An 8,150-nucleotide genomic window follows, 5' to 3' on the forward strand; every position below is an offset into this window, starting at 1 on the left:
AAAAAAGCGGCGCCCCGCGGGAACTTCCCGCGGGGCGCCGCTCGTTCCCCTGTCAGCCACCCCGGCCCTGCGGTCCGACAGGCCCCCGTACCACGGGTCCGGCCGCACCTTGACAACAGCAGAGAGGAAAAGAGCCGCTCACAGTTCACCCAGCTCGGCGGCGTACGGCGGCTCGGCCCCCGCCCGGGAGCAGGTGATCGCCGCCGCGCGTGCCGCGAAGCGCAGCAGCCGCGTCCAGCCCTCTGTCCCGAGGGCGGCGAGCGCGTCCGCGGACAGCGCGTCCAGGGCCGAAAGCCCATGCAGCAAGGCCGCGTTCACGGTGTCACCGGCGCCGATGGTGTCCACCACGGCGACCTTCTCACCCGGCACGGAGTACTCCGCGCCGTCCCGGGTGAACACGCTCAGCCCGTCCTCGCCCCGGGTCACCACGACGGCCGCCGGTCCCGCGGCCAGCCACTCGCCCGGGGTGCCGCCCAGCCACTCGGCGTCCTCCGCGGAGAGCTTCAGCAGCGTCACCGAGGGCAGCCAGCTCTTGAAACGCGCCCGGTAGGCGCCCGCGTCCGGGATCAGTCCCGCCCGGATGTTGGGGTCGAGTGCGGTGAACAGCCCCTGACGCGCGGCCGCGCGCATCAGCTCCTCATAGGCGCTCGCCCCCGGTTCCAGGACGAGCGAGCAAGTGCCGAAGGACACCGCGCGCGTGCCGGCGGGCAGCGCGGCCGGGGCGGTGAACAGGCGGTCGGCGGTCCCTTCGACATAGAAGGAGTAGGCGGCCGAGCCGTTGCCGTCGATCGTGGCCACCGCCAGGGTTGTCGGCTCTGTTCCGCGCTGCACGCCGGATACGTCCACCCCCGCCCCTCGCAGCCCGTCGAGCAGGGCCTCGCCGAAGGCGTCGTGTGACGTCCGGGAGCAGAACGCGGTGGGGGAGCCGAGCCGGCCGAGGGCCACGGCGGTGTTGTACGGGCCGCCGCCGAGCGCCGGCTTCAGGTCCGCGAGGGCACCGGGGCCCTGCGGCACCAGGTCGATCAGTGCCTCACCGGCGACGACGATCACGAGGCAATTCCCTTCTCCGACAGCGTGGTTGATGCCGTATGCGCGGGATCCTCCGACCCGCCCGGCTCCTCCAGGCACCCGCAGGACGTGCGATGGACGAATGCACACGGCAGCCGCACTGTCCGGGTCGGCCGGTGCGGCTCGTTCAGGCGGTGCAGGAGTACCTGCACCGCATGCGCGCCCAACTCCCTGCTGGGCTGGGCGATCGCGGTGAGCCGGGGTGAGAACAAGTCGGCCCAGGCGAAGTCGTCGAAGCAGCACAGGGCGATGTCGTCCGGGACGGACAGGCCCTGCCGGCGCAGGGCGCGCAGGGCGCCGATGGTCATCGCATTGTTGGCGGTGACGAGTGCCGTGGGCGGATCGGGCAGGGCGAGCAGGGCGGCCGTGGCCTGCTCGGCACCCGCGGACTCGGAGTTCCCGGAGACCAGAAGCCGTTCGTCGTGGGCCAGGCCGGCGGCGGTGAGACCGTCCCGGTAGCCGGCCACGCGCTCACTCGTGGTGCTGAGCCCGGGCAGGCCCGCGACCAGGCCGATCCGGAGGTGGCCCAATCCGGCGAGGTGGGTGACGAGACGGGCGGTCGGTTCGGTGCTCTCGGCGCAGATCTGGTCGTACCACGGCGTGCCCTCACCATGGGCGGCGCCCACGCCACCACCCGCTCCATCGCTGGTCGCGCCCCCGTCGGTCATGCCCGCGTCGATCACCCGGTCCAGGAACACCGTCGGTACGGCATGGCGGCGCAGATAGCCGACCAGATCATGCGGATGCGCGGAAGGTGCGACGATCATGCCGTCCACCCGGCGCTCATGGAGGAGCTGTACGACCTTGCGTTCGTGCCCGGGGTCGTCGTGGGGGTCCGCGATGAGCAGGCTGTAGCCCGCCTCCAGGGCGGCGGCCTCGACGCCCTGGAGGATCTCCGTGAAGTACGGATTGCTGATCGCCGACACCGCGAGCCCGATGGAGCGGGTGCGGGAGGTCACCAGGGAACGGGCCAGAGTGTTGGGGGTGTAGCCGAGGGCGTCGATGGCGTCCAGCACGGCCTGGCGGGTGTGCGGCAGCACCGGACGTGTGCCGTTCAGGACGTGGGAGACGGTCGCGACGGAGACCCCGGCGCTCCGCGCGACGTCGGCCATGGTGGGCATGGCGGTTCCCTCCCTGAACTGATCGAGCGCAGGCTTTCTGGCCGGGACGGTATCTCATCGACCGCCCTCGCGTAAACGCTTGCGCAAGCGTTTACGTCCCGCCTCCTCCAGTCCGCCACCAGCACCGCGCCAGCCCTCCTCGGCACCGCCCCGGTCCTTCCGCGCTACCGCCTGGCCCCCTCACCGCCACTGCCTGACGCCCCTCCCCGCAGTCGCCACCCCGGCTCGGGGCCGACCCTTCTGCCCGGGTATCGTCGCCCTGCACACCCCCTGAGCAGTGGAGTTCCAGATGCCCGCCCGATCCTCCGCCAGCCGCCGCACCGTTCTTCGAGGGGCCGCCGTGGCTCCGGTCGCCGGGCTCGGCCTGGCCGCGTGCTCGGCGCCGGGCCAGGGCAGCGCGGTCGCGGCCACCCCGACGGCGCCGGTCGACCTCGGTGCCGAGAACGAGGTCTCGAAGGGCGGCGCCAAGCTCTACGGGGACCACAACGTGGTTGTCAGCCGTGACGGAAACGGCACGCTGAAGGCCTACAGCACGATCTGCACGCACGCGGGGTGCCCCATCAACAAGCTGCAGGGGACGACCTTGATCTGCCCCTGCCACGGCAGCCAGTTCGACGCCGTGACGGGCAAGGTGGTCCAGTCACCGGCCACCGAGCCCCTGGCCGAGCTGGCCGTGAAGACCACGAACGGCAGGATCATCGCAGGCCCGGGCGCCTGACGGCCGCGCCGGCGTCCTGGCCGCGCGACCGCATGACCGTCCCCGCGGACAGCCACTCGACCATCCCCGCACAGCCTCAGGACGTTCCCGCGAGGCCGCGTGCCTGTCCCTGTGCTGCCGTGCAACCGTCCCTGCGCAGTCGCCGACCGTCCCCTCCCCGATGCCGCACGACCGTCCTCGCGCGGCCGATGGCTGCACCTGCGCAGCTGCACGACCATCACCCTCCCCAGCCGTCGGCACGACCGTCCCTCCGCGGCCGCCAGCCGCGCAGCTGCCCTGGCTCGCACGTAACCGCCCAGCGCCGAGCCACCGAGCCGGGAGGGAAGCCCCGGGTGTCGCCCGCGATGGCCCTAGGCTGCCTCAACTGGCCTACGCCCGAGGCGACTTCACTCCCACTCCCATGCGATGCCGACGATGCTCGGACGTATCCGGGGCTCGACCACGTGGACGCAGTGGTGGGGGCCGCTGACCGGCAGTTCGTGCCGGCCGCTGCGGGGGGCCGCCGCAGAGTGCTGGGTGAAGCGATGGCAGCGGGCCGGTAGTGCGGTCGCGTCGAAGCGCACCTGGAGCGCGTACTGGCCGCCGGGGAAGCTGAAGCGGTGGAGGTACTCACGGGAGGGCCCGGACGTGCCGTCCTCGATGCCGTACCGGAAGAGGAAGGTGTCCCCGGAGCGCAGCCGGGTGCCGAAGAGCAGCTCCGCCACCAGGACGCCGGTCTCCCGATCCCAGCGGACGCGTCCTGTACGGCAGTTCTCCAGCGCCCGCACTCTGATGTCGCGCGGGCGGCAGCCGGGGTCGCCGTGGTGCACGGCGACGAAGCGGTCCACGCCGTCGCGGTGGGCCCGCACGATGTGGTGGGCCTCGCGGCTCGCCAGTTCGCGCCGGGCGCCGATGCGGACGCATTCGTGGTGGCCGAGGGTGTGCAGCCCACCGTCGAGGGACCAGCCCAGCTCGGCCCGGAGCCGGTCCAGGACGTCCGAGGCCTCGATCAGGGAGCGGTAGGAGCGCCCCGCCGGGCGGCCGGTCACCGCGCGCTCGTCGACCTCGGCGAGCAGCCGGATCAGCGACTCGTCCGGCAACTGGAGGATCTCCTCCAGCGCCCGTACCGCCCGCAGCGACTCGGGGCGCTGGGGGCGACGGGCGCCCTGCTGCCAGTAACTCAGGCTGGTCACACCGACCTTGACCCCGTGCCGGGACAGATGGTGCTGGACGCGCTGGAGCGGCAGCCCGCGTGCGGCGATCGCGGCGCGCAGCGCCACATGGAAGGGGCCGCCCCGCAGGGCCGTGTCCAGTTCCGCGGTGGGGAGGTGCGCGTGCTCCGTGGCATGCAGCATGCCGGGGCGCCTTTCTGTGAGGTGTCGCTACGGCTGGTCAGACCGTCTGCGCTGGCGTGCGGGGCCACCCCTGTGGGCGCTGTGGACGCCTGTCGCTGTGCACGCCGCGCCGTACGCGGGCGTGCGCGGCCCCGAGTTCCCCCGCATTGAAGCGTGTTGACCAGACCCCGACAACACCTCGAACCCGCCACGACCGAAGCAGACCGGGTCCCGACGCCGTGCCCGAGCCGCCCGTCGTGGGCCGCCCGCCCGCCCGCGCCACCCGATGGGAAGATCGACGGGTGACGGAGACCTGGGCATTCGTCGGTGAGCCCATGTCCGTGACGGCCGAGGAAGCGGTCGTCGCCCTGCGGCGGAGGATCGCTGAGGGCCGCCTCGAAGCCCGGCTGACCAGCTCCGCCGGGCGTCTGCTGACCGTGGTGGGCAACACCGAGCGGGCGCTGGTGATGTTTCTCGACGAGGAGGACGCTCCCGGCGCGCATGCCGTCTCGGCGGGACGCAGCGGGGCGAGCGGGGGCTTCCGGCTCGCGAACGGGCAGTGCGACATCTGCCCGGACGAGGACACCGTGCCGCTCGGCGAGGCCTTCCGGATCGTCCGGCACATGATCGGTACGGGCCTTCCGCCGGCAGACACGGGATGGTGCGCGAAGGGGTGAGCGGCACGGGCGTGGGGGTTGTCCACAGGCCCGACGCGGTGTCGGTGCTCGCCAGTAGGGTGTGAGACATGGCCGATCCCTCCAGCTACCGCCCCAGGCCGGGTGAGATCCCGGACTCTCCCGGGGTGTACAGGTTCCGTGACGAGCACCGCCGGGTGATCTACGTCGGAAAGGCGAAAAGCCTGCGCCAGCGCCTGGCGAACTACTTCCAGGACCTGGCGAACCTGCACCCGCGCACCCGGACGATGGTGACCACCGCCGCGTCCGTGGAGTGGACCGTGGTGTCCACGGAGGTCGAGGCGCTCCAGCTGGAGTACTCCTGGATCAAGGAGTACGACCCCCGGTTCAACGTCAAGTACCGCGACGACAAGAGCTACCCGTACCTCGCGGTGACGATGAACGAGGAGTTCCCGCGCGTGCAGGTGATGCGCGGTCACAAGAAGAAGGGTGTCCGGTACTTCGGGCCGTACGGGCACGCGTGGGCCATCCGGGACACCGTCGATCTACTGTTGCGCGTGTTCCCGGTGCGCACCTGCTCGGCCGGCGTGTTCAAGAACGCCGCCCGCACCGGCCGCCCCTGTCTGCTCGGCTACATCGGCAAGTGCTCCGCCCCCTGCGTGGGCCGGATCAGCGCCGAGGATCACCAGGAGCTGGCCGAGGAGTTCTGCGACTTCATGGCCGGCCGCACCGGCACCTACCTCCGCCGTCTGGAAAAGCAGATGATGGAGGCGGCCGAGGAGATGGAGTACGAGCGTGCCGCCCGCCTGCGCGACGACATCGAGGCCCTGAAGAAGGCCATGGAGAAGAACGCCGTCGTGCTCGCCGACGCGACCGACGCCGACCTAATCGCCGTCGCCGAGGACGAGCTGGAGGCGGCCGTGCAGATCTTCCATGTGCGCGGCGGCCGGGTCCGCGGCCAGCGCGGCTGGGTGACCGACAAGGTCGAGGAGATCACCACTGGCGCGCTGGTCGAGCACGCCCTGCAGCAGCTCTACGGCGAGGAGAGCGGGGACGCGGTCCCCAAGGAGGTGCTGGTTCCGGCGCTGCCCGAACCCGCCCTGCCGGTCCAGGAGTGGCTGACCGGCCGCCGAGGGGCCAATGTCTCACTGCGCATCCCGCAGCGCGGCGACAAGAAGGCGCTCATGGAGACCGTGCAGCGCAACGCCCAGCAGGCTCTCGCGCTGCACAAGACCAAGCGCGCCTCCGACCTGACCACGCGCTCGCGCGCTCTGGAGGAGATCGCCGAGGCCCTCGACCTGGACAGCGCCCCGCTGCGCATCGAGTGCTACGACATCTCGCATCTCCAGGGGGACGACGTGGTCGCCTCCATGGTCGTCTTCGAGGACGGCCTGCAGCGCAAGAGCGAGTACCGCCGCTTCCAGATCAAGGGTTTCGCGGGCCAGGACGACGTCCGCTCCATGCACGAGGTGATCACCCGCCGCTTCAAGCGCTACCTCGCCGAGAAGGAGAAGACGGGGGAGTGGGCCGACGGCTCCGGCACCGAGGACTCCCTCACCGACGGTGACGCCGCACTGGCCGGCTCGGAGGCGAGCGGTACGGACGCGTTCACCGGTATGGACACGATCACCAGCTCCCTCAAGGACGACGAGGGCCGTCCCAAGAAGTTCGCGTACCCGCCCCAGCTGGTCGTGGTCGACGGTGGACAGCCCCAGGTCGCGGCAGCCCGGCGCGCCCTGGACGAGCTCGGGATCGACGACATCGCGGTCTGCGGTCTCGCCAAGCGCCTGGAGGAGGTCTGGCTGCCCGGCGACGACGACCCGGTGGTCCTGCCCCGCACCAGCGAGGGCCTGTATCTGCTCCAGCGCGTCCGGGACGAGGCCCACCGGTTCGCGATCACCTACCAGCGCACCAAGCGCGCCAAGCGCTTCCGGTCCGGCCCCCTGGACGACGTCCCCGGCCTCGGCGAGACCCGGAAACAGGCGCTCATCAAGCATTTCGGCTCGGTGAAGAAGCTTCGGTCCGCCACAATCGAACAGATCCAGGAGGTGCCCGGGATAGGCCGGAAGACGGCCGAGACGATCGCCGCGGCGCTCGCCCAGGCGGTCCCGGCCGCACCCGCCGTGAACACGGCGACTGGGGAGATCATTGAGGAGGAGGAACCCGAGGCGACGGCGGGTTCCTCGGGGGAGCCCGTAACCGCGGGCCTCCCGGACGAACGACGGGGGCAGGAGACATGACCGAGCACGACACACAGCCCACAGCGGAGCGAGATCGGGCCCGCAAGGAAGCGGGGCAGGATCAGCTCCTGCCCGCGGCCGGCGAGCAGCCCGCGGAACAGGAAAACGGAGCACAGGTGAGCACGGACGCTACGCCGGGTGCAGGCCCCGAAGCGGCCATCCCCGAGCTGGTGATCATCTCCGGTATGTCCGGAGCGGGACGGTCGACGGCCGCGAAGTGTCTGGAGGACCTCGGCTGGTTCGTCGTGGACAACCTCCCGCCCGCCCTCATCCCCACCATGGTGGAGCTGGGCGCCCGCTCGCAGGGCAACGTGGCGCGGATCGCGGTCGTCGTGGACGTGCGCGGTAGACGCTTCTTCGACAATCTGCGCGAATCCCTCGCCGACCTGGACACCCGGGGTGTCACCCGGCGCATCGTCTTCCTGGAGTCCTCCGACGAGGCCCTGGTGCGGCGCTTCGAGTCGGTGCGCCGCCCGCACCCGTTGCAGGGCGACGGCCGGATCGTCGACGGCATCGCCGCCGAGCGCGAGCTGCTGCGCGAGCTGCGCGGCGACGCCGACCTGGTGATCGACACCTCCAGCCTCAATGTGCACGAGCTGCGCGCCAAGATGGACGCCCAGTTCGCCGGCGAGGAGGAGCCGGAGCTGCGAGCCACGGTGATGTCCTTCGGCTTCAAGTACGGCCTCCCGGTCGACGCCGACCTGGTCGCGGACATGCGCTTCCTGCCCAACCCGCACTGGGTCCCGGAGCTGCGCCCGTTCACCGGCCTCAACGAGGAGGTGTCCGCCTATGTCTTCAACCAGCCCGGTGCGAAGGAGTTCCTCGACCGGTACGCCGAACTCCTGCGGCTCATCGCGGCCGGCTACCGACGCGAGGGCAAGCGGTATGTGACCATCGCCATCGGCTGTACGGGTGGTAAGCACCGTTCGGTGGCGGTGTCGGAGAAGCTCGCCGCGCGCCTCGCGGCCGAGGGTGTGGAGACGGTGGTCGTACACCGGGACATGGGACGGGAATGACGGAACGTACACCGCGGCTGAGCCGGCTGCGCCGGATGG

7 protein-coding genes are annotated in these 8,150 nt (G+C 71.4%); 4 read left to right on the forward strand and 3 right to left on the reverse strand.

Annotation, left to right across the window (positions count from 1 at the left end):
• Nucleotides 1-138 precede the first annotated feature (138 nt).
• Nucleotides 139-1,050, reverse strand: a complete 912-nt coding sequence (locus M878_RS81565; RefSeq protein ID WP_023551585.1) for a carbohydrate kinase family protein — start codon at nt 1,048-1,050, stop codon at nt 139-141.
• Nucleotides 1,047-2,189 carry a LacI family DNA-binding transcriptional regulator gene (locus tag M878_RS81570; RefSeq protein ID WP_023551586.1) on the reverse strand — a complete coding sequence of 381 codons (1,143 nt, stop codon included), beginning with the start codon at nt 2,187-2,189 and terminating at the stop codon, nt 1,047-1,049. The genes M878_RS81565 and M878_RS81570 overlap by 4 nt, the downstream gene beginning before the upstream one ends.
• 289 nt (nt 2,190-2,478) lie before the next feature.
• Between M878_RS81570 and M878_RS81575 the strand changes: the two genes are divergently transcribed.
• Nucleotides 2,479-2,907: a Rieske (2Fe-2S) protein gene (locus M878_RS81575; protein WP_031226463.1), complete on the forward strand. Its 429-nt coding sequence runs from the start codon at nt 2,479-2,481 to the stop codon at nt 2,905-2,907.
• 386 nt (nt 2,908-3,293) lie between these two features.
• Here M878_RS81575 and M878_RS81580 read toward each other — a convergent pair whose 3' ends face one another.
• Nucleotides 3,294-4,241 (reverse strand): hypothetical protein, encoded by a 948-nt coding sequence (locus M878_RS81580; protein ID WP_023551588.1) that lies wholly within the window; start codon nt 4,239-4,241, stop codon nt 3,294-3,296.
• 281 nt (nt 4,242-4,522) lie between these two features.
• Between M878_RS81580 and M878_RS81585 the strand changes: the two genes are divergently transcribed.
• From M878_RS81585 to rapZ, 3 genes are all read left to right on the forward strand, one after another.
• The gene (locus M878_RS81585; protein WP_023551589.1) at nt 4,523-4,897 is read left to right on the forward strand and encodes a hypothetical protein; all 375 of its coding nucleotides are present in this window, start codon (nt 4,523-4,525) and stop codon (nt 4,895-4,897) included.
• A 68-nt stretch (nt 4,898-4,965) separates the two neighbouring features.
• Nucleotides 4,966-7,095: an excinuclease ABC subunit UvrC gene (gene uvrC, locus M878_RS81590; protein ID WP_023551590.1), complete on the forward strand. Its 2,130-nt coding sequence runs from the start codon at nt 4,966-4,968 to the stop codon at nt 7,093-7,095.
• Nucleotides 7,092-8,111 (forward strand): RNase adapter RapZ, encoded by a 1,020-nt coding sequence (gene rapZ, locus M878_RS81595; RefSeq protein WP_023551591.1) that lies wholly within the window; start codon nt 7,092-7,094, stop codon nt 8,109-8,111. Before uvrC ends, rapZ begins: the two co-directional genes overlap by 4 nt.
• Nucleotides 8,112-8,150: the final 39 nt, after the last annotated feature.

Source organism: Streptomyces roseochromogenus subsp. oscitans DS 12.976 (assembly GCF_000497445.1).
Taxonomy (GTDB): Bacteria; Actinomycetota; Actinomycetes; order Streptomycetales; family Streptomycetaceae; genus Streptomyces; species Streptomyces oscitans.

What these genes read in the sequence shown, in the direction of transcription:
- M878_RS81570 (WP_023551586.1), bottom strand. Translation starts at nt 2,189, where the DNA reads ATGCCCACCATGGCCGACGTCGCGCGGAGCGCCGGGGTCTCCGTCGCG.
- M878_RS81575 (WP_031226463.1), top strand. Translation starts at nt 2,479, where the DNA reads ATGCCCGCCCGATCCTCCGCCAGCCGCCGCACCGTTCTTCGAGGGGCC.
- M878_RS81580 (WP_023551588.1), bottom strand. Translation starts at nt 4,241, where the DNA reads ATGCTGCATGCCACGGAGCACGCGCACCTCCCCACCGCGGAACTGGAC.
- uvrC (WP_023551590.1), top strand. Translation starts at nt 4,966, where the DNA reads ATGGCCGATCCCTCCAGCTACCGCCCCAGGCCGGGTGAGATCCCGGAC.
- rapZ (WP_023551591.1), top strand. Translation starts at nt 7,092, where the DNA reads ATGACCGAGCACGACACACAGCCCACAGCGGAGCGAGATCGGGCCCGC.